Raw genomic sequence first — 246 nt, forward strand, 5'->3', positions numbered from 1 at the left:
GCTTCTTAAATAGTGCCATCTGTTCCTGTGCCATAGCCTGGCGGGAAAGCTGATCTTTCTTACCCTTGTATTTGGCCTGCAGCTTTGCAATATCACCCTGCATGGCGTTCATACCGCGCATCGACTTAATTTGGCGCATAAATAGGGGAATGGTTACGGCACGCATCACGAGAGTCAGGCAAATAATGCACAGCACCCAGGTAAAGCCTGAGGACGGATCCATACCAATACTGGTAAAGATCGTGT

1 protein-coding gene is annotated in these 246 nt (G+C 48.8%); it reads right to left on the bottom strand.

Going from position 1 to position 246, the window contains the following annotated elements; all coding sequences use genetic code 11:
• Positions 1-246: YidC/Oxa1 family membrane protein insertase (locus HMPREF2554_RS09285; protein ID WP_210396048.1), on the bottom strand; the 246-nt coding region annotated here is incomplete at both ends.

Source organism: Rothia sp. HMSC071F11 (assembly GCF_001809115.1).
Taxonomy (GTDB): Bacteria; Actinomycetota; Actinomycetes; order Actinomycetales; family Micrococcaceae; genus Rothia; species Rothia dentocariosa.